Annotated in this window: 17 protein-coding genes; 3 read left to right on the forward strand and 14 right to left on the reverse strand. The window is 54.5% G+C overall.

Going from position 1 to position 18,543, the window contains the following annotated elements:
• Positions 1-11: 11 nt before the first annotated feature.
• The 4 genes from ftsY to H0O22_RS09780 all read right to left on the reverse strand — a co-directional run bounded on the left by ftsY (position 12) and on the right by H0O22_RS09780 (position 3,611).
• Positions 12-1,508, reverse strand: coding sequence for a signal recognition particle-docking protein FtsY (gene ftsY, locus H0O22_RS09765; RefSeq protein ID WP_185186479.1), 1,497 nt, complete (start codon positions 1,506-1,508; stop codon positions 12-14).
• Positions 1,509-1,516: 8 nt separating this feature from the next.
• A complete protein-coding gene (nusB, locus tag H0O22_RS09770; protein ID WP_185186480.1) occupies positions 1,517-2,143 on the reverse strand; it encodes a transcription antitermination factor NusB in 627 nt (208 codons plus the stop codon).
• Positions 2,143-2,892 carry a DUF502 domain-containing protein gene (locus tag H0O22_RS09775; RefSeq protein WP_010314136.1) on the reverse strand — a complete coding sequence of 250 codons (750 nt, stop codon included), beginning with the start codon at positions 2,890-2,892 and terminating at the stop codon, positions 2,143-2,145. Before H0O22_RS09775 ends, nusB begins: the two co-directional genes overlap by 1 nt.
• Positions 2,893-2,960: 68 nt before the next feature.
• Positions 2,961-3,611 carry an HpsJ family protein gene (locus H0O22_RS09780; RefSeq protein WP_255439266.1) on the reverse strand — a complete coding sequence of 217 codons (651 nt, stop codon included), beginning with the start codon at positions 3,609-3,611 and terminating at the stop codon, positions 2,961-2,963.
• A gap of 17 nt (positions 3,612-3,628) precedes the next feature.
• On the opposite strand from H0O22_RS09780, the gene queG reads away from it, so the two are divergent.
• Genes queG through H0O22_RS09795 form a run of 3 tightly spaced genes read left to right on the forward strand, consistent with a single transcriptional unit; the run spans position 3,629 to position 8,024 of the window.
• Positions 3,629-4,597: a tRNA epoxyqueuosine(34) reductase QueG gene (gene queG, locus H0O22_RS09785; protein WP_185186481.1), complete on the forward strand. Its 969-nt coding sequence runs from the start codon at positions 3,629-3,631 to the stop codon at positions 4,595-4,597.
• A gap of 21 nt (positions 4,598-4,618) precedes the next feature.
• Positions 4,619-5,506, forward strand: a complete 888-nt coding sequence (locus H0O22_RS09790) for a tetratricopeptide repeat protein (protein WP_185186482.1) — start codon at positions 4,619-4,621, stop codon at positions 5,504-5,506.
• Between the two features lie 25 nt (positions 5,507-5,531).
• Positions 5,532-8,024, forward strand: a complete 2,493-nt coding sequence (locus tag H0O22_RS09795) for a DNA topoisomerase (ATP-hydrolyzing) subunit A (RefSeq protein ID WP_185186483.1) — start codon at positions 5,532-5,534, stop codon at positions 8,022-8,024.
• Between the two features lie 42 nt (positions 8,025-8,066).
• Here H0O22_RS09795 and H0O22_RS09800 read toward each other — a convergent pair whose 3' ends face one another.
• From H0O22_RS09800 to H0O22_RS09845, 10 genes are all read right to left on the reverse strand, one after another.
• The gene (locus H0O22_RS09800; RefSeq protein ID WP_255439267.1) at positions 8,067-9,038 is read right to left on the reverse strand and encodes a nucleotidyltransferase family protein; all 972 of its coding nucleotides are present in this window, start codon (positions 9,036-9,038) and stop codon (positions 8,067-8,069) included.
• A 74-nt stretch (positions 9,039-9,112) separates the two neighbouring features.
• On the reverse strand, positions 9,113-10,549 hold the full coding sequence (gene hisH, locus H0O22_RS09805; protein ID WP_185186485.1) for an imidazole glycerol phosphate synthase subunit HisH: 1,437 nt from the start codon (positions 10,547-10,549) through the stop codon (positions 9,113-9,115).
• Between the two features lies 1 nt (position 10,550).
• Positions 10,551-11,915 (reverse strand): N-acetyl sugar amidotransferase, encoded by a 1,365-nt coding sequence (locus H0O22_RS09810; protein WP_185186486.1) that lies wholly within the window; start codon positions 11,913-11,915, stop codon positions 10,551-10,553.
• A gap of 27 nt (positions 11,916-11,942) precedes the next feature.
• Complete coding sequence (neuC, locus tag H0O22_RS09815) at positions 11,943-13,094, reverse strand: UDP-N-acetylglucosamine 2-epimerase (RefSeq protein ID WP_185186487.1); 1,152 nt, start codon at positions 13,092-13,094, stop codon at positions 11,943-11,945.
• Positions 13,075-14,085 carry an N-acetylneuraminate synthase gene (gene neuB, locus H0O22_RS09820; protein WP_185186488.1) on the reverse strand — a complete coding sequence of 337 codons (1,011 nt, stop codon included), beginning with the start codon at positions 14,083-14,085 and terminating at the stop codon, positions 13,075-13,077. The genes neuC and neuB overlap by 20 nt, the downstream gene beginning before the upstream one ends.
• The gene (locus H0O22_RS09825) at positions 14,070-14,663 is read right to left on the reverse strand and encodes a NeuD/PglB/VioB family sugar acetyltransferase (protein ID WP_185186489.1); all 594 of its coding nucleotides are present in this window, start codon (positions 14,661-14,663) and stop codon (positions 14,070-14,072) included. The genes neuB and H0O22_RS09825 overlap by 16 nt, the downstream gene beginning before the upstream one ends.
• Complete coding sequence (locus tag H0O22_RS09830; protein ID WP_185186490.1) at positions 14,660-15,856, reverse strand: LegC family aminotransferase; 1,197 nt, start codon at positions 15,854-15,856, stop codon at positions 14,660-14,662. The genes H0O22_RS09825 and H0O22_RS09830 overlap by 4 nt, the downstream gene beginning before the upstream one ends.
• Complete coding sequence (locus H0O22_RS09835; protein ID WP_185186491.1) at positions 15,853-16,851, reverse strand: NAD-dependent 4,6-dehydratase LegB; 999 nt, start codon at positions 16,849-16,851, stop codon at positions 15,853-15,855. Before H0O22_RS09835 ends, H0O22_RS09830 begins: the two co-directional genes overlap by 4 nt.
• Entirely contained in the window at positions 16,852-17,553 is a 702-nt protein-coding gene (locus H0O22_RS09840) for an acylneuraminate cytidylyltransferase family protein (RefSeq protein ID WP_185186492.1), read from the reverse strand. It lies immediately after the preceding gene.
• Entirely contained in the window at positions 17,541-18,539 is a 999-nt protein-coding gene (locus H0O22_RS09845; protein WP_185186493.1) for a Gfo/Idh/MocA family protein, read from the reverse strand. The genes H0O22_RS09840 and H0O22_RS09845 overlap by 13 nt, the downstream gene beginning before the upstream one ends.
• Positions 18,540-18,543: the final 4 nt, after the last annotated feature.

The following is an 18,543-nucleotide window of genomic DNA, read 5'->3' on the forward strand; positions in this document are numbered from 1 at the left end:
GATTGTTTGGCTTATTTGGCGAGGAGTGCTTCGACGAACTCGAAGCTGTTGAAGGGCCGCAAATCGCGAATCCCTTCGCCCGCACCGATGAAGCGAATCGGCAGCCCGGCTTCCGAGGAAACCGCCAAGGCAACGCCGCCGCGGGAGCTGCCGTCGAGCTTGGTCAGGACCACCCCGGTCAGACCGGCGGCCTGGGCAAAAGCCATGGCCTGCTTCAGGCCGTTCTGGCCCTGGCTGGCGTCCAGCACCAACAGCGACTGCACCTGGGCATCCGGGGCAAGCTTGTCCACGATCCGTCGCACCTTGGAGAGCTCCTCCATCAGGTTGTGCTTCGTCTGCAGCCGACCAGCGGTGTCCACCAGCACCAGGTCCGTGCCCTTGGCCTGGGCCGCACCGATCGCGTCGTAGACCACCGCCGCAGGGTCCGCATTGGCGGAGGGGTTCGAGACCACGGTGACGCCACTGCGCTCGCCCCAAACCTGAACCTGTTGCACCGCCGCGGCCCGGAAGGTGTCGGCAGCAGCAATCAGGCAGCTGTAGCCACTGCGGATCGCCAGGTTGGCTAGCTTGCCCAGGGTCGTGGTTTTACCCACGCCGTTCACACCGACCATCAGCCAGACGTTGAGGCGACCGCGCTCTGGAGCGAGCAATGCCGTGCCACTGGCCTGGATGGGCTGATCGAGCAGACCCTTGAGCTGATCTTTGAGGAAGCGGATGCCCTCCTCGGGCTCGACGACTTCCTCGTTAAGGCGCTTACGCAGGGCCTCAAGGACTTGGTCGGTGGCTTGCACCCCGACATCCGCACGCAGCAACAGCGATTCGAGGTCGTCGAGAACCTCAGGGGTCAGCGGGTCATCGCCCAGGGTGTCGAGCAGCTGGGTGACGAAGCCCTGGCGGGTCTTCTCCATGCCCCGGCGCAGGCGCCCGAGCCAGTCGATTTCCTCGAGGGAAATATCGGAGAGCTGGCGGCCCTGGGCGGCCAACACCTCGGCCGACCAGGTGAAGTCCTCATCGAAGTCACCGAGACTCGGAGCCGCCTCATCGGTCGCCGCAGGAGTCGGTTCAACCGGCGCGACCGGAGTCTCGATGGCCCGCTCCAGCTGCTCTTGTTGGCGCTGGGCCCGCTGGGCTGCGGCCTGCTCCAGCAAGGACAAGCCAGCCGCCGGTTCGGAGGCCTGAACAGCTTGTACGGGATCCGGAGCCGGAGCAGATAGAGGCTCGGGCTCGGGAGTGGCCTCCGCTGGGGGCGCTGGTTCCGGTTCTGGCTCAGCAGCCGCGGCCGCTTCCTGCTTTTGCGCCTCTTGCTGGGCCTTCAGGCGGGCGTAGGCCTGGCGTGCCCAATCGAGCGCGTCCTGATCGATGTCTGGGGACCCCTGAGCGGGCTCAGCAGCGGCAGGGGTGGGGACTGCCGGAGCCTCTTGTTGGGCAGGGGGCTCAGCAGGCTGTTCCGGCTGGGGATCCTGGGGGTTCTGAGGGGCCGCGCTGCGATTGAACCAGTCGTAAACCATGCCGTCTCTCAGCTCTTGGCGGGGGCGTTCGTGAAACGACGCAGCACGCCGTTGATCATGCGGCGGCCCTGCTCATCGCTGTAGCGGTTGGCCAGCTCGACGGCCTCGTTGCAAGCCACCGGCGCGGGAGTGTTGAACTGCTCGATGTCCACGGCGGCGAGACGGAGGATGTCGCGATCGATCCGGGGGAGCCGCGTCAGGCGCCAACCCTCCATCACCGCATCCAAACGCTGATCCAAATCGGCACGACCAGTCAGCACGGCACGGGCTCGGTCGATGGCGCCGCGTCTGATCTCCTCTTGATCCGAAAGCATCAACAGCCGGGGCAGCTCCAGGCTCGCGGAGAGGCGATTCAGACCGTTCTCGGCGTGCTCGAGGCCGTCCTGCAGGTGCTGACGAATCCGGGGCAACTGCCCCACCGCGCCTTGATCCTGCAGCTCGCTGTCCAACAGCTGCTGTTGGGCGGCCTGCAGTTCAGTCGCAGCCTGATCCAGGGCCTCCCGGACGTGCTGGCTCAGGGAAGCCAGGGCCTGCTGCAGCAGGGTGTCGAGGGAGGTGTCGGCGCTGGGCTGACGGTCACTGACCTGACCCAGCATCAGCAGGGCCAGTTCGCGGGCTACGGAGCGGCTCTGCATCAGGCCTTGTTGGAGGGAAGGGGGGAGTAGGCGGGGGCTCGCAACTGGGCGAGCAGGCTCGAGAAACTGCGGCTGGCCGGGGTCTCTCGCTCATCGGGATTGACGATGCCGGCCGAGATGATCGTGCGGAAGGCATCTTCCACGGAGAGATCCAGGTCCTGAACCGAAGACTCCGGCACCACCGCATACCAACCGGTCGTGGGGTTCGGGGCCGTCGGGATGAAGACGCTCAGCATCGGCTTTTCAAAGCCAGCCGACAACGTCGCCCCGAGAACACCGGTGACAAAGCCCAAGGCGTAGAGCCCCTCACGGGGATATTCCACCAGGACCACGCGGCGGAACCGACTGGAGTTATCCCGCAGGAAGGTCTCCAGCAATTGCTTGAGGGTCTTGTAGACGGAGCCCGCCACGGGAATCCGCTGCAGGGTGCCCTCTCCAAACTCCAGCAACCAACGGCCGACGATGTTGCGGGCCATCAGGCCGATCAACAGGATCCCCAGCAGGGGAACCAGCAGACCCAGACCCAAGTTGATCAACTCCTGAAGCACCGGGTTCAGGGTGTTGAACGGGTTCAGCTGCTTCGGAATCGACGTCAGGAACGCCAGAACGAAACGGCTCACCGTCGTTGCGAGCCAGATGGTGGTGGCGAGGGGAATCACCACCAACAGGCCTGCAATCAGGTCGTTCTTGAGGTCCTGCTGGAGGCGATCGCCCAGCGGTTGCTCAGGTCTGGGGCTGGATTGCACCACTGAATTGCGTCGCTCGACTGGCCGGAATTCCGGTCACAAAGTGCCAACCTGCAACTTAGCCAGTCGCCCTACAGAACAGCCGCCAGGGCAAGCAGCGCAAAGGCGATCACCAAGACGACAGCGGTGCCCGTCCCACCAATCCGGCGTTGGTTCAACGCCAGATCGCGGCGGGTCTCAGCCTGTTTGATCTGGTTTTCGGCCTGCTGCAGCTGGCTTTCCATGAAGGCACGGGCCGCCTTCTTCTTCTCCTCGTCGCTGGCCGCCTCGGGGATTTGACCGTTCTGCACCCCCTGCTCGATCACCTGCTCCAGCACCTTGGGGTTGTCGAGCTGGGCCTTGGCGAGCTCCAGCTGACCGCGCTGGGCTTGCAGGGACTGGTTGGTCTGATCGCTCAGGCTCTGGTCGCCGCTGATGGTGGCGGGAACCGTGAACAGCAGGGCCAAGGCCAGAACACCGCTGATCACGCAAACCGTCCAACGCAGGGGCGTCGGACCGGACTGGGGATCCTCGAGACGCGCACCGAGCAGCATCAACAGCATCCCCACCAGGGCCATCGGCGACTGGGTGATCAGGGTGGAGCTGAGCAGCTGACGGAAGCTCTGCTCGCCCCAACCATTGACCGAGAGCACCGCCAGGAGCTGCAGCGCTAGCAGCACCACCAGGGTGATCCCCAGCCAGCGCAACAGACTGGGGAAACGTCCTGCAACAGCTGAACTCACCGGGAGGGCCTTGGAAGTTGGGCAAGCGTAGGGGCGATCAACCCAAGCCACAGCCCCTTCCGGCTGAGGATCTGGCCGTGGCGCTCAAGGCCCAAGCCCTGGAGTTGGGCTTCAACCTCGTGGGGATTGCCTCAGCGGGCGGCAGTGAGCGACTACGCCTGCGCACCGCCGCCCTGCAGCGCTGGCTGAACGCAGGACATCACGGGGAGATGGCCTGGATGCAGGACCCCAGACGCCAAGCCATTGAGGCGCTGTTGCCAGGGGTCCGCAGTGTTGTCGCGGTCGGCCTCAACTATTACGTCGATGCCCAGCCGGCGCCTGGCAGCTTGAAAGTGGCCCGCTACGGCTGGGGCCGGGACTACCACCGGCTCATCGATGGGCGCTTGCGGGCCCTGGGACGTTGGCTCCAGGAGCAGCAGCCGCAGGCCCAATGGCGCGCCTGCGTCGACAGCTCGCCGCTGTTGGACAAAGCCTGGGCAGAGGAAGCCGGCCTGGGCTGGATCGGCAAACACAGCAACCTGATCAACCGCGACTGGGGGTCCTGGTTGCTGATCGGGCACCTGCTCACCGACGTGGACCTCCCAGCGGACGCACCCGCCACACCCCATTGCGGAGCGTGCCGCGCCTGCCTCGACGCCTGCCCCACGGACGCCATCCGCGAACCGTTTGTCGTCGATGCCCGCCGTTGCCTGGCCTTTCACACGATCGAGAACCGCGCGGAGCAGCTACCGCCCGAGATCGCCAGCGGCTTAAACGGTTGGGTGGCCGGCTGCGACATCTGCCAGGACGTTTGCCCCTGGAACCAGGGGGAACGGGTCTCCAGCAGCGATCCCGATCTGCAACCCCGTCCCTGGTGGCTGGACCTCCAAGGACCTGAAGCCCTGGGCTGGAGCGATGCGGACTGGGACGACAAACTGCGGGCCTCAGCCCTGCGGCGGATCAAACCCGCGATGTGGAGGCGAAACATTGCAGCGGCCCTAGGCTGAGCCCTCGATCGCCCTCCATCGATGGCTGCGCGCTGGTTGAAGGTTCTCGCCGCAGCGCCCTTGATGCTGGCCAGCCTCACTGGGGGCCCCGCTAAGGCTCTGGTGCCCTACGTGGTGCTGCCCAGCGAGCGCAACCTGGAGGCCGCAGGTCTGGGCATTGCCCAAGCCGCCAGCCGACTGTTGAAGCTCGGCCAGGCCGAGGAAGCCGCCAGCCTGGCGGCCCTGACTGTTCAACTCATCCCGACGGATTCCCGGGGCTGGCTGCTGCTGGCGGAAGCGCAGTTGCGGAGCGGCGAGGACGCCGAAGCCTCCGCCTCCCTCGAGCAAGCGCGGAACCTCGATCCCCGCAACGCCGGGATCCTGTTTGCCCAGGGCTCTCTGGCCCTGAAGGCCAACCAACCGGCGCGCGCGATTGAGCTGATCCGCGAGGGGCAGCGCATCGACGACAAGAACGCCGTCTCCTACTTCGATCTCGGCAATGGCTACATCCTGCTGGGGGAATCCAAAGCCGCGCTCTCAGCCTTTGAGCGGGCCTCGAAGCTGCGCAGCGATTTCTGGGAAGCGATCAACAACCAATCCCTGGTGCTCTATGAGCAACGCAAGGACGCCGAAGCCATCCAACGCTGGCGATCCGTGCTGACGATTCGGCCCACGGCGGCCGAGCCGATGTTGGCCTTGGCAGCAGCCCTCAATGCCCAGGACCCCGGCAATGGCGAAAGCCTCGACCTGGCCAAGCGGGCCCTGGCCGGCGATCCCAACTACGTCCTCAGCAGCTACCAGCAAGAGCAGCTCTGGGGCAGTCGCCTGCGCCAGGCCACAAGCGTTCTGCTGGCGAACGCCAACTTGAAGGGCGATGTGGAGCGAGCCCAGGCCAATGCCGATGCTGAGCCTGTGGAAGAACCTCGGTAGGCTGAGCCGCACTTTCTGACCTCGGATGCCCAAGGCGCGCCCCGAACAGCCGCTGCCCGACCCATCCGACGAGCGTCGTATCCAGCCGATTGAGCTGCATCAGGAGATGCAGCGCTCCTACCTGGAATACGCCATGAGCGTGATCGTGGGACGGGCCTTGCCCGATGCCCGCGATGGCCTCAAACCGGTTCAACGGCGCATCCTATTTGCGATGCATGAGCTGGGGCTGACCCCAGATCGCCCCTACCGCAAATGCGCCCGCGTCGTCGGCGACGTGCTGGGCAAGTACCACCCCCACGGCGATCAGGCGGTCTACGACGCCCTGGTCCGCCTGGTGCAGACCTTCGCCAGCCGCAATCCACTGCTGGACGGTCACGGCAACTTTGGCTCGGTGGATGACGATCCACCGGCGGCCATGCGATACACCGAAACGCGTCTGGCACCGATCGCCAATGAGGCGATGCTCGATGAAATCGGCAGCGACACGGTCGATTTCGCGAACAACTTCGATGGCTCCCAGCAGGAGCCGACCGTGCTCCCGGCCCAGCTGCCCTTCCTGCTATTGAACGGCTGCACCGGCATCGCCGTCGGGATGGCCACCAACATTCCTCCCCACAACCTGGGGGAAGTGGTGGATGCCCTGATCGCCCTAGTGCGCAAGACGGAGCTCAGCGACGAGAAGCTCCTGGAGCTCGTGCCAGGCCCGGACTTCCCCACCGGCGGTGAAGTGCTCACCGGCAGCGGCCTGCGGGACACCTATCTCTACGGCCGCGGCAGCATCCCGATGCGGGGCGTCGCCCACATCGAGGAGATTCAGCCGGGCAAGGGGCGCCACAAGCGCGGAGCCGTCGTGATCACAGAGCTGCCATATCAGTTGAGCAAAGCCGGCTGGATCGAGAAGCTGGCTGAGCAGGTCAACGACGGCAAGATCAATGGCATCGCCGACATTCGCGACGAATCCGACCGCGAAGGCATGCGGGTCGTCGTCGAGCTACGCCGGGACGCCAACCCGGAGAAGGTCTTAGCGGACCTGCAGCGGCGTACGGCGCTCCAGAGCAATTACGGCGCGATCCTGCTAGCCCTGGTCCACGGCAAGCCAATCCAACTGAGCCTGCGCCAGCTCCTCCAGGAGTTCCTGGACTACCGGGAGCTAACGATCATTCGCCGGACGAAGCACGCCCTCAAGCGTGCGGAAGATCGCCTCGAAGTGGTCGAAGGCCTGATCACCGCCCTCAATGCCCTTCAACGGGTGATCGCAATGATCACCGCGGCCCCCGATGCCTCCAGCGCTAAGGCCAGCCTGCAGGTGCACCTCGACATCAATGAACGCCAAGCCGATGCCGTCTTGGCGATGCCCCTACGCCGGCTGACCGGGCTTGAGCAAGAAAGCCTGCGCAAGGAAGCGGACGACCTCCGCCAGGAGCGGGCCCGCCTGCGTCACCTGCTGGATGAACGGCCAGCGCTGCTGGACGCGATGGTCTCCGAGTTCAAAGCGCTGAAGAAGCGCTTTGCCACGCCCAGGCGTACACGGCTTGTGGAGGGCGGCGATGAGCTGGTGGCCCAGCGCACCGCGGCCCAACGGCCCAACACGGAGCTGTTGCGGCAACGGGCCTTCGAGGGTCTCCCGAACGACGGTCGCTTGGTGATCCAAGCCGATGGACAAGTGAAGGTTGTGGGCCCCCAACTGCTGGGGCGGCTTCACCTGGATGAGCCAGCACCCCTGGGCGACAACCCCTCACCCGCCCGCCTGATCCTGCCGATCAGCAGCCGTCCTGCCCTGTTGGCCTTCACGGACGCAGGCCGTGTGGCCGTACTGCGCTGGGAGTTTGCCGGGCAAAACCCGGGAACCCTGGAAAAGTTCCTACCCGAGGGCATGAGTGGTGAGCGTGTCGTTCAGCTGTTGCCGCTGCCAAAAGAGGCTGAAGGAAGGAGCGTTGGCCTCCTCAGCAGTGACGGTCGCTTCAAGCGCCTTCCCCTCGCTGAGTTCCAGGATCTGTCGGGGCGGGCCACCTCCGTTCTGAAACTCAAGGAAGGGGTCAACCTCAAGCAGGTTGTTGTTTGCCAGGACGGTAAAGATTTGCTAGTTTTTACAAGCACAGGACGTTGTTTGCGCCTGCAAATGAACGACGGGAACGTGCCGTTGATGGGTCGCAATGCACAGGGAGTATCAATTGTCCGGTTGCTACCCGGAGAAGAGGCAATTGGATCGCAGTCTGTAGACAGCAACGGCTACATATGGCTTGCGACTCGATACGGAACGGTTAGCAAAGTCGAGATAAAAAATTTACGACCTATCCAAAGAGGTGGAATAGGAAGGACTGGAATAACATTTACCTCCAGAGATGATCGCGTGATAGGTGCGATCAGTCAAGACTCAAAGGTATTTTCGTTAGTTATAACGAACGGACAGACACTCCGACTCTGTCAACCAGATGCCACGACCAAAGAGGTCATCGACAAAAAAGAATCAGCCAACGAAGTTACAGAGGTCATAGAACTCATCAGCGAGGAAAGCTAGATGATTAAATCCTGCAACGGGAAGCTACAGAAGCCAACCAACCTAAACCTCCTGTGCAGTCTCATAATCGGAATGCCTGCCCACATCAAGCCACAGCTCATGTAGCGGAAAGACATGCAGGTTCATCTGCTGGTCGAGGCCACGCAGGAACAGTTCTGTCATGTCGCAAGAACATCCCGGCTGGAGTAATGAAAGAAGACGGGGTGTTGCAACATAGATACCAGCATTAACCTGAGCCCTAACGATAGGCTTCTCTTCAAGGCCGGTGAATTGGGTTCCTATACTGCGCACCACACCAAACGGATTTTGCCACTCTTGCGGTCTCACAGCCATTAGGGCATCAGCAGAGTCACGAATACACTGGTCAATCATGTCAGCAAAGCAGACGTCAGTCAGTACGTCGCAATTGACAACAAGAAGATGCTGGGTCAGTAGTGAAGGATCAAGGAGGGACAGAGAGCCGGCAGTGCCAAGGGGTGCTGATTCATGCAAATAGGAGATATGAGCACCAAAACGAGAACCGTCACCAAAATGGTCAAGGATTACTGCTGATAGATAGTTGACAGAGATCACGATATTCTGGAAGCCTTCACCGGACAACTTCTCAATAAGGTGTTCAAGCATGGGCTTGCCCTTTACGGGAAGCATGGGCTTAGGTATTTCGGCCGTAAGGGGCATAAGTCTTTGACCACGACCGCCAGCCATGATTACAACGGTTTCAACTCGTTCTGGCGTACTAAGAAGGTGCTCAGCGACGTGTAGACCTATCAACTGACCTGCATGGTTTACGACAGGTAAGTGGAAGAAGTGATTGATACGCATAAGATTATGAGCTTCAGACTCTCCCATACAGGGAGAAACAACTATCGGAACAGGATTCATAACAGAATCAACCTCCTGTTCAAGAGAAAGACCATTCAACAGTGCTTTTCTAATGTCGCTATCTGCAATCATTCCAAGAAGCTTGCAAGAATCATCGACAACAAGGGCAAGCTGATAGCCGGCATCACTCATAACCCTCAAAGCGTCAGTGAGGGTGCTTCCAGATTTAACGGTTGTGTTGAGCCAGTCTTTTACAAGAGTGTTCTTCATGATGGGATAACAGATAGAACGGCCTGCGCAAGAATTTCAAGTCCTTTTGGACCACTACGCTCGGGGTGAAACTGGAACCCAATGATGTTGCGATAGCGAACAGACGCAGCAAAGGTTTTTCCTCCGTAACGGGAGACACAGTTCACATACTCAGGAGAGATATTGATGGCGGCATAGCTATGGACAAAATATTGGTAGATATGCTGAGCCTCAGATAAAGACGAAGGAACGACTGGTATGAGCTTGTTCCAACCAACATGCGGCAGCAAAACTCTTTGGCCGAAGGAATCGTTGGAGGGAAGACAGGATACATTCCCTGGGATAAAGTTAAGGCCTGGAGTAACAGAATATTCGTCGCTTTGTGAGAAGAGCATCTGCATACCAAGACAGATGCCGAGCAGGGCCTTTCCTTGAGAGACCCACTCATTGAGGAATGGGGTAAGGCAGAGCCGATCTAGGGCAGCCATCCCTGCTGGGAATGAACCAACACCAGGTAAGGCTAGAAGATCACAAGAATCTAGATTATGAGATTCGCTCGAGATAGCTACAGTGGCGCCTAATGAGCGGAAGGCATTTAGCAGGCTATGGGTATTACCCATACCATAGTCGATGATACCTATTTTTTTTCCAGAAAGAGGAGTGCTAGAGGAAAAGGGAGAATTGCATAAAGGGCTTAGTAGGTTAGTCTGTTCAGATATGAAGTCATTCGCCTTGTAACGGGCAAAGTCAAGTAATTTTGAGTGAAGTGCAGCTCCCACGCTGACACCTGAGACGCAAGGATTAGTAAGCATCGAGGTGATTTGATCGTCAGTAGAAATCCCTCCACCAAAGATTAAGGGTACTGTGACTAAATCTTTCACTGCATCCAGTAACTCAGTATCCGGTGAAGTGCAGGTTCCGTCCCTGTCAACGGAAGTAAGCAAGATCTCACCAGCACCTGCTTCTTGAGCCTTCTGAATCCAAGTCAGAACATCTAAACCAGACTTTTCTCTACCCGCTTCGGTCATCGCTTCCCAATACCCTCTGGAACTCTGACGAGCTTGCACCGATACGACGACACACTGCTTGCCAAACGCTTGTGCAAGTTCTGTGATCAGCTCAGGACGTTGGATAGCTGCTGTGTTGATCGCAATTTTGTCAGCTCCAGATGCCAAAAGGGCCTTGGCATCTGCGACGGATCGAACTCCGCCTCCGGCTGTTATGGGAATAAAGACACGCTCGCAGTTTTTGCGAAGCAAATCAAAAAGGCTATTTCGGCCGTAGAGGCTCGCGACGGCGTCAACATATAGAAGCTCGTCAGCGCCGGACTGGTAATACTTAATGGCCGCTTCACTGGGGTCCCCAACGACGCGGAGCCCTTCGAACCGAACACCCTTGATGAGACGACTACCTTTGATATCGAGACGAGCTATTAGTCGCTTGGTTAAGCCCATACTAATTCGGGGAATTACCGATCCATTCGGACGCGGTGAACTGTTGATGAGATGCTACATCATCAAAAACCGTACGACGTAGCTTCCAATCGTTATCACTAGTGAAAGCCCATAAATGTGGAGATCTAAATTTTTCTGCTAGAAGATCGTAATAACTACGATTGAATTCAGGACTTTCAAAGGAATTAGATGCGACGGGGAACTGATCTGGCGGAAGAGAAAGGTAGTCAAAGATCTCTTGGGCCCATCGCTCCGGGAATTCTCCATCATATTTTTGGACTAGAGCTACACCTTCTTCTCGGGTGATATCACCCGAGCGAATCTCTTGAGCTGCATCATATGTAGACCTTCCAATGCCGAATTTAATCCATGTTGTGTGATAGTGGAAATCATCAATACGATCATCAATTGAATTATAGGTGCTATACGTACCAGCAGTGCGTTCTGGAGCACTCTCAAAGCCTCCATGCTTGATAGAATAATAGTAAGCACTTTGGGGATGCCATTTTTCGTAGTAGCCCAGATAATGAACTTCTATTTTTTTATCGGCGATTCTTTGCGGATCAATCGGCATATATGGCTCCCAGTCAACTGGCTGCAAACCCAACTCCCTAAGATCAGAAAGCGAAGTGCCTCCTAGGTAAATCTCATCTTCCGATGATGAGGAAAAGTATTCCCAACTGCGCACAGCTGAATTCATATCAACTTGAGGATTGCCGTACTCGGCTTCGTTTTCGCCGTAGAAAATAAGAGGAATATCGTAAAGCGCTGCTATCTTGGGTGCAAGGTTTTTTTGACCAAGGATAAAAGGTTGAAAAGGGTGAAAAAGATTTTCAACAGCCAGGCGAGTAATAAGCCTGTGAACTTTGCCATTAGGAGTAAAAAGAATATTATCAAATCCTGCGTGAATCCAAGCCTGATGGTTTCTCCATCCCCAGTCTGTATAGATATGAGGGGCCCAGGTACAAGTTAAAGGATGCATCCCATACTTATACTTTAGTAAGTGGGCTTGCATGAAACTGTCTTTGCCCCCGCTTCCTGGCACTAAGCAGTCGTAAGAACCATCAGTCCGACGATAACGATCACAAAGCTCACGGAGTTCAAGTTCTCGTGCTTTCCAATCAATACTATTTTTTTTCTCTTTTACGCGGCATGCATCGCAGATACCTGATTCGTCAAAGTGAATCACTTGCTTGGGTTTTGTGCCGTCGTTCTTAAACTCAGCAGTGCTAGAAGGACGCTGATTGCTAATAACGCAGGAACGGCAGAACTTGATTTCAGGAGGAAGACCATAAAAGGTTTCTTCTGGATGGGAAGACCTGAAGGCTGTCTTGTCGATTGGCTGTGGGAAAGGGAAAAAGACCATGCCGGCGCTTCGACTCTGACTATGATCCTATCGCCACTGCTGGTTTCGCAGCCATTCCATGATCGCAGATGTGGGTGTCAAAGCGGGCTCGGGGCACTTTCGAGGCCAAACCACGCGCTGACCAGCTAAGAGAGCTTGTTGCAATGCTGAGCTGACGGAGTCAGTTTCAGGAGGAGCATCAAAAACATTGGGTCCAAATCGGAAACGTCCTTGCTGCCGATCACCGATATTCAAAACCGGCATACCGACAATTGGTGCTTCGATAATTCCACTAGAAGAATTTCCACCCATGGCTTCAAACAAATGAAGCGCGGCAAGATATCGCTCATGACCCAAAGACGGGATACACCATGCTCGATCTGAGTGTCTTTCGACAAAATGGTGCAAGAGCTTCAAAAGATCCTCACTACCATCGTCTGCATTCGGATATGTAAAGAGTACATGTGTATCGAGCTGCCCTAAGACATTGAGGAGCGCTTGAAACCCCTCAAGCCCTCTATCTTCTCTAAGAGTTTCTGGGTGATAGGTGACGAGCAAGTTTGTATCGCCGAAACGATATCCGGTCAGGCGCTCAAAGTCGGGACGGTTCAATTCGGTGGCGCGTAGAATTCCATCCAGGACTAAAGGTCCGACTGTAAAGACGTTTTTAGCGGATTTCCCCATCGATATTACTCGTTTACCATATAGATCTGCAGCCGTAAAGTGCCAAGTACTTAATTGAGTAATCGCGTGCCTAAGGTTATCATCCAAGGCACCTTCTGTTGTTTCACCACCATGCAGATGAACAATTGGTATGCCCGTAAGATGGCTTGCAGCTGCACATGCAAATGCCTCATAACGGTCACCAAGGATAATGATAAGTTCAGGTTGGGAACTGAGTAAGCAAGCAGCTACACCTGACAAAGCAATGGAAGTGAGCTCGGCCATAGACGGACGGGGGATACGCTCTAGACCAAGAGGTACAAAATGAGTTGGCTTGAGACCATCTGATTCGATCTCATTAACTGTCAACCCAAAACTTGAACTAAGATGGCTACCACTGACAATCAGTTGGAGCTCGAAACGAGAGTCAGCATTTATCTCTTTCAAAAGGTAGCTCAAGAGACCATATTCTGCTCGACTGCCTGTAAATGCTGCGATTTTTATCGGAGATTTATGCTCAGCCATCAATAGCTTCACCAGCGGCGTAATTACGACGGGCAATTTTACCGATTACCTGAAAGTAGGACATAGGACTGAGGCCATCTGCGGGACGTTGGCAAATTAAATCATCAGGCGTTAGAAGTTGTCCATTTGAGATTGGACGCGCAGCCCTCAAACTACGTCGTGCAACGCTGAGAGTATTCAGTTCTGAGGGCTGTGGACGCTTGAAGCCATCACCAACAATCTTCTCGCAACTGCGTATGGCGAAAACCATTTGTTCAAATGAAGAAGGCTCAAGACTTGCTTTATGGTCGGGGCCTGGCAAAGAAGTATCCAGTGTTAGATGCTTTTCAAGAACGACAGCACCTAAAGCAACTGCTGCTACTGGAGCCACTATGCCCGTGGTGTGGTCTGAGTAACCAACAGGACAGCCAAAGGCTAAATGCATAGAAGTGAGAGCAGAAAGATTGACCTCGTCCTCGGGAGCTGGGTATGCACTAAGACAGTGAAGAAGAGTGACCCTATCTCTCGAGAGTCCAGCATCAAGAAAGACTTGAAGGGCTGCTTCTACCTCACCTAGGCGACTCATGCCTGTAGAAAGGTAAACAGGTAGGTTATGAGTGAGTGCCGCTTGAGCCATCGCCTGAAGCAATGGGAGGTGAGTTATCTCTCCAGATGGAACCTTTATCGCATTAATCCCAACCTGAAGGAGCATCTGTAGTTCTGGGACACCAAATGCAGTGGATAGGAAAGAAATACCTATATCTCGACAGTAATCAGCCAACTCGAAATGTTGCTCAGCGCTTAGTTCGAGATTATTAAGCATCTGAAGTTGGCTGCCAGCGCCATCATTTAGAGTCTGGTAGTCAGCCTTGGGTGCATTGGTAGTGACAAGCGAAGAAGAGGTGAATGTCTGGAATTTGACTGCATCGGCGCCTGCATCTGCAGCGGCCCTGACCAACTGCTTAGCCATAGCGAAGTCACCGTTGTGGTTGACACCAGCCTCCGCGATTACAAAAGTGGCCATCCCATCACCCGTTTGCCGGCACTAATTACAGTACGTGCTGGCAGCTCTAGTCCCTCCCTAAGGACACTGCCGCTGCCAATAAAACATTCTGGGCCTAGCTTAACGCCTCCATTGATAACGGCTCCGGTGCTGACATGGCAATGATCACCAATTTGGACGTCATGCTCTATGAGGCATCTAGTATTGAGGGTGCAGTGTGAGCCGATTACAGCACCCGCATTGACAACCGAACCATGGCCGACCGTCGTACCTCTTCGTAATATCGCGTGTCGACTAACAACAGCGTGTGGGGAAACGACAAAAGGTATTTCAAAACCAAGTCGATCCAGTAATGAAGCCAGACGAATACGCAAACGAGCATCTGGAAGCTGCCCAACCGCCAGAACTGCGGCTTTACAAGTCAATGAAAGCTGCGGAAGATCAGAGTCAGAAGATATAACAGTGTACCCAAGCACTTTTGTCCCTACCTGCTCAGGAAGACCAACCAGACCTTCAATCTTCCAATGTCCCTCCTCCTCAATGATATCGATCAATGAACGTGCGTGCCCGCCACACCCGATAAGGAGCAAAGAAGTCATTTTGCCAGACTCTCCAACAACTGTGGACTACTCGGTAAATTCAAGAGCCGACAAACTTGATCTTCAGCGATTGGGAGAGGTCCGTGTGGAGAGTCAGAATACATAGGCTGTTGATTTAGTAGTTGCCAAACAGGACGCAACATAATACCCTCAGCATGAGCAGACTCAATAATATTTAGACGAGCTGCTGCAGCTTCACTAGGATCATCAGCAAGAAGTCTCAAGGAAACAAGCCAGTGATTGCTGGTAGATCCCGGCTGCTCTGAAAGGATCTCTACCCCCGAAATAGAAGCAAAGCGGTTTACGTATTTATCAAAGAGTTTCTTTTTTCGCAGAAGGCGACGATCAAGATCCTCGATCTGAGCAACTCCCAGTGCTGCATTGAGATTTGGTAAGCGATCATTCCACCCAACTAAATCATGCTTGAAATCCCAGGGGTGTGGAATCTTTGCTGTTGTGGATAGATGCCGTGCGCGATTGGCGAGTTCGACATTATTGGTGATAACTGCACCACCCCCTCCAGTGGTAATTATCTTATTTCCATTGAAGCTAAGGATTCCTAAAGATCCAATTAAACCGCAGTGCTCGTCAGCAACCCAACTTCCGAGCGCTTCTGCGGCATCTTCAATTAACGGCAAACCCCATTCATTGGACACAGCTTGTAGCTCATTGATTAGGGCTGGCCGACCAAAGACATGAACTGGGAGTACTGCAGACAACTTGCGTCCTGATTCGCGATTGTAGATCTGACCGTCACGTCGCTCACCAATTACGTCTAGACGTTCTGCCAAAGAGCTAGGGCTCATTGCCAAAGAACAAGCATCAATATCAACGAAGTGAGGTACTGCACCCAGATGTGTAACTGCATTAGCAGTGGCAATAAAACTCAAAGGCGGCAAAAGAACTTCATCCCCAGGACGAACTCCCGCAACGTGGAGACTTAGACGTAGAGCAACGGTGCCATTGCTCACAGCTATTGCTTGTTTGGCTCCAGTGAAGCGACATAAAGACTGTTCAAACTGACTGACCCACTGCCCTGCTGTACTTACCCACCCAGTATCCAGACAGTCCTTTACGTACTGCCATGCATTGGTACCCCTAAAATCTGGCTCGTGAAGTGCAATAGGATATGACTTAGAACTCTGTCCACAAACATCCCGCAATACAGCCAATATGTCCGAGGTTTGAGTCATACTGAATATATTCCTGGTCTATACATAGCCAAGTTATGAGGGTCTAGGAACCAATCCACCGTCTCTTTCAAGCCTCGCCTAAATCCTTCAATCCCTGCATAGCGAGGCTGCCAATCCGTCAGTTGTTTGAGACGCGTGTTATCACCGTAAAGGCGATTAACTTCTGACTTTGTCGGCCGAAGACGGTCTTGATCTGTCATGATTTCGACTTCCCTACCCATCACCTCAGCAATAAGCTGGACAGTAGATCCGATTGAAATCTCAAAGTTGCTGGCTGCATTCACGACCTGACCAAGAGCCGAGTCACATTGAGAAACTGAAAGAAAAGCTGCCGCTGTATCCAAAACAAAGTTGAAGTCTCGCGTTGGAGTAAGCGCGCCAAGTGAGATCGCACTGCGACCAGAAGCGATTTGAGTAATTACTGTAGGGATAATAGCCCTAGCACTTTGGCGTGGACCGTAGGTATTGAATGGGCGCAATACCGTGATGGGAGTTTCGAAGCTTCTCCAGTAACTCAAAGCTATTTGATCTGCACCTATTTTGGTAGCAGCGTAAGGTGACTGACCAACAAGCGGATGATCCTCCGTGATGGGTACAAACTGAGCAGTCCCATAGGTTTCAGAGGTAGATGTATGCACAACTCTCTGAACGCCAAGATCTCGAGCTGCTTGTACAACGTTCAAAGTTCCATGGATATTTGTATCTACATAACTAGAGGGGGCAACATAACTGTACGGGATAGCGATAAGTGCTGCCAGATGAAATACCTGGTCACAGCCACGCATGGCTTCGCGTACGCAAATAGGATCACGAATATCACCTAGCACTACATCGATGTCTTCCTTAGTCGAGTCTGGGAGTGAATCAAGCCAACCCCAACTACCAATGGAGTTGTATTGACAAAAAGCTCTTACGCTATAGCCAGAATTGAGCAGTGTCTCGGTAAGATGAGATCCTATAAATCCATCAGCACCTGTTACGAGAGCTACGGTCATTCAACCACTGATCCTCTCTGACATCATAAGCTCGACGAGGCGGAAGTCGATGATATCGTCAATGTCTATGGAACGCTCTCTAGGCATTTCGTGAAGTCGAAGACCATCCTGCCAAATACCTTTGGCCAAGGACTTCAGCGTCCAGCAATAGATAGATGCATTCATCGCATAAACAGGGGGAGCTTGCTGACGAGAAACAGGTGAGTCAGAAGAGGATAAAGTCTTTGAAAGACAAACAGATTTATCACTTTTCTTCTCGACCATATTGAAGTAAGGATTCTTATCTGATTTATAGGCCGTTATCACGGCAGGCGCACCCTGATCAAGTAAGTTCAAGCAATCACTAATATCACTAGCGTTCCTAAGAGGTGAAGTCGGGTCAAGATCTACGATCCGATCAACTAATCCATCATTATTTATAACCCAGTCGACAAGGTGGCGTACTACTGGAAGTTTAGCGGCGTCATCCGTGGCCAAACTTTGAGGTCGGATAAAAGGAACACGTGCCCCTGAACTTTTTGCAATATCTGCAATCGAGTCGCAGTCAGTAGAAACATAGACCTCGTCAATCGCTGGATGAGACAATGCTTGTTCAATAGTCCAGCAAATAAGCGGTTTTCCGTGAATCTCACGAATATTTTTTCCTGGGACGCCCTTTGAACCTCCGCGAGCACAAATTGTCGCAATGGTTAGATCTGACATGCCATCTCCTTTAGCTGGATCGCTAGAGCGCTTGTTTCTAGACCTTCAGTCAGCGGCTGAACACACACTAAGTCATTACACAAGGAATCGAGAAAGGTTGTCCAGGCTGTCCGGTACGTACCCAATATATCAAAATCGTTGGGTCCGCATGACAGTACATATCTGTTAGTGACCGTTTGAAGTGTAAGCTCTTTGAGTGAGAGATCCCAAACAATAGTTCCTTTATCCCCAACCACTTGATAGCGACGAACAGGTTTTCTCGCAATATAGTCTAAGTTAATATTGACAATTGCATTATTTGGGGTTGTTAGCGTAGCTGATGCGACGGATTCAGAAAGGATCTCAAGGCTGGGCACGTAAGATTTGATGCATGAGATCGGTTTCATCGTACCAAAAATCCATCTAGCAATATCAATTTCATGAATGAGGTCTAGTAAAACTCCACCTCCTTGGTCTGGGTTCGCGCTGTAGCTGTCTATATAATTAGTCGCAGGACGCCAGTCAGGTAGCCATTGTCCAACTTCAAAAGAAGCCCTAGCAATATGACCAATCAAGCCTTCGTCTATGACTTCCTTAAATCTCCTAATAGATGGGAGAAACCTTAGGTTACATCCAACCTGCGTACAAGGAAGCGGGTGGAAAACTTTGATTGCATTAGATAGAGCCGAGATCTGCTCGTGATTAATAGCAACAGGCTTTTCTACATAGAAAGGAATGGATGCTTGCAAGGCCTGTTGAATAATCTCAGCATGAAGAAAGGATGGATTAGAGATGATCAGAAAATGAGGTTTTGTAATCAGTGCTTGACGGACAGACGAAACAAGGGACGCTTGTTTTTCTAGTGAGAATTGATCATGAGTTTTATTCTCACGCACAAATGTCCAATTGACACGACTCGTCAGCTTTTCTATTTCAGAGATATGGCGCTTACCAATAGATCCTGTACCTGCTACTGCGATGTTGAGCCCAGTGAATGACGCGACCATTCTG

This window comes from Synechococcus sp. LTW-R (genome assembly GCF_014217875.1).
Lineage (GTDB): Bacteria > Cyanobacteriota > Cyanobacteriia > PCC-6307 > Cyanobiaceae > Vulcanococcus.

Coding starts and splice junctions, on each gene's coding strand:
- H0O22_RS09830 (WP_185186490.1), bottom strand. CDS start 15,856: ATGACTCAAACCTCGGACATATTGGCTGTATTGCGGGATGTTTGTGGA.
- neuB (WP_185186488.1), bottom strand. CDS start 14,085: ATGGCCACTTTTGTAATCGCGGAGGCTGGTGTCAACCACAACGGTGAC.
- ftsY (WP_185186479.1), bottom strand. CDS start 1,508: ATGGTTTACGACTGGTTCAATCGCAGCGCGGCCCCTCAGAACCCCCAG.
- H0O22_RS09810 (WP_185186486.1), bottom strand. CDS start 11,915: ATGGTCTTTTTCCCTTTCCCACAGCCAATCGACAAGACAGCCTTCAGG.
- H0O22_RS09825 (WP_185186489.1), bottom strand. CDS start 14,663: ATGACTTCTTTGCTCCTTATCGGGTGTGGCGGGCACGCACGTTCATTG.
- H0O22_RS09835 (WP_185186491.1), bottom strand. CDS start 16,851: ATGACCGTAGCTCTCGTAACAGGTGCTGATGGATTTATAGGATCTCAT.
- H0O22_RS09795 (WP_185186483.1), top strand. CDS start 5,532: ATGCCCAAGGCGCGCCCCGAACAGCCGCTGCCCGACCCATCCGACGAG.
- H0O22_RS09800 (WP_255439267.1), bottom strand. CDS start 9,038: ATGAGTGATGCCGGCTATCAGCTTGCCCTTGTTGTCGATGATTCTTGC.
- H0O22_RS09790 (WP_185186482.1), top strand. CDS start 4,619: ATGGCTGCGCGCTGGTTGAAGGTTCTCGCCGCAGCGCCCTTGATGCTG.
- nusB (WP_185186480.1), bottom strand. CDS start 2,143: ATGCAGAGCCGCTCCGTAGCCCGCGAACTGGCCCTGCTGATGCTGGGT.
- H0O22_RS09840 (WP_185186492.1), bottom strand. CDS start 17,553: ATGTCAGATCTAACCATTGCGACAATTTGTGCTCGCGGAGGTTCAAAG.
- H0O22_RS09845 (WP_185186493.1), bottom strand. CDS start 18,539: ATGGTCGCGTCATTCACTGGGCTCAACATCGCAGTAGCAGGTACAGGA.
- hisH (WP_185186485.1), bottom strand. CDS start 10,549: ATGGGCTTAACCAAGCGACTAATAGCTCGTCTCGATATCAAAGGTAGT.